The organism is Candidatus Nitrosarchaeum limnium BG20, assembly GCF_000241145.1.
Classification (GTDB): Archaea; Thermoproteota; Nitrososphaeria; order Nitrososphaerales; family Nitrosopumilaceae; genus Nitrosarchaeum; species Nitrosarchaeum limnae.
Genome location: NZ_AHJG01000011.1, coordinates 1 through 1,479 on the forward strand (window position 1 = coordinate 1; position 1,479 = coordinate 1,479).

1 protein-coding gene is annotated in these 1,479 nt (G+C 32.8%); it reads right to left on the minus strand.

Annotation, left to right across the window (positions count from 1 at the left end; translation table 11 throughout):
• Positions 1 to 1,204, minus strand: a 1,204-nt coding sequence (locus BG20_RS00750; protein WP_010189647.1) for a YncE family protein, incomplete at its 3' end; no start/stop codon positions are given.
• Between the last annotated feature and the right edge of the window lie 275 nt (positions 1,205 to 1,479).

The window sequence follows — 1,479 nt, forward strand, 5'->3', positions numbered from 1 at the left end:
AAGCATATCCTGAAACAGATGAAATTTGAGTTTGACTGGAACCATCAATGTTCATAACCCAGATATCAGCAGAACCATAACTAGGAGAATATTTCCAATATGCAATTTTTGTTCCATCAGGAGATATTGCTGGATCATTTTCATCAACGGATGGAGTATGTGTAATGTTTGTAACGGATGCTCCATCCGTATACATTATGTAAATGTCATGGAAATCATCATATGCAATAACATTAGGTCCAACTGCAGGTGGTATGATCACAGATATGGTACCGTCAGAAAGATTGCTGACATAGATAGAATGGTTAACAGGATTGTATAAGATTGCAAATGGATTATTCCCTACAGATATAGTGTCAACTATTGTGTTCGTTATAACATCTATAATGGAAATTGAGGCTGAATCATAATTAGATGCATAGAGGTATTGGTTGTCTGGATTGTAGGTCGCTCCAAATACATTAGGTCCTAGTAATGTGCCTCCTACAGATAGGTTTGTAGATGTGTCAAAGGCCTTAATTCCACCGTTGCCAAATATGTATTGGTAACCATTAGTTGGATTAAGAATTGATCCTGCTTGTGTAAATCCCACTGATAAACTACCTGGTACGAATGTGTTAGTTGTTCCATCAATGACATAGGCAGAGTTTTGATTGAATGAAGTTGAATATAGATATCCGTTGATTGGATTGAAAGTTATTCCGCTCGGTCCATACGAAGTAGGTATTGTAGCTATGACTGTGTTTGTGGAGCCACTTATGACAGGAATACTACCTGCACCATTGTTATAATCATTAGCCACGTATATGTTGCCATTTATAGAATTGTACGTAATGCCATTTGGAAAACCACCGATGGATATTGTAGCAATAACAGTGTTGGTTGCACCATTGATGACTGAAACGTTGCCTGAAAAGTGATTTGCTACATAGAGATAGCCGTTAGTTGGATTAAAAGTGACATCTACTGGAAAAGCACCGACAGATATTGTGGTGATTACAGTGTTGGTTGTACTATCTATAACGGAAACTGAGTTTGCATTTGAATTGGCCACGTAAATGTAATTATTGTTAGTATCAAACGCCATGCCACGAGGACCTGCACCGACTCCAATTGTAGTTGTAGCATAAGCATTTGAAATTGCAAATGAAGATAATGCAAAACCTAAAACTGTAAAGATAATAACATAATTGAAATTTTTCATTCCAATGCAGCCAGATGATCCGAGTAGTTAAACATGTTGGTTATGTACGAAAATCAAAGTCCCAAAATTGGGAAATTCATAATCAAATAAAAAATAAAAAATAAAAAATAAAAAATAAAAAATAAAAAATAAAAAATAAAAAATAAAAAATAAAAAATAAAAAATAAAAAATAAAAAATAAAAAATAAAAAATAAAAAATAAAAAATAAAATTAGATAACAAATTTTATTTCATGTATTTTAAAATTAAAAATATTATTCAACATCCAAACTTTC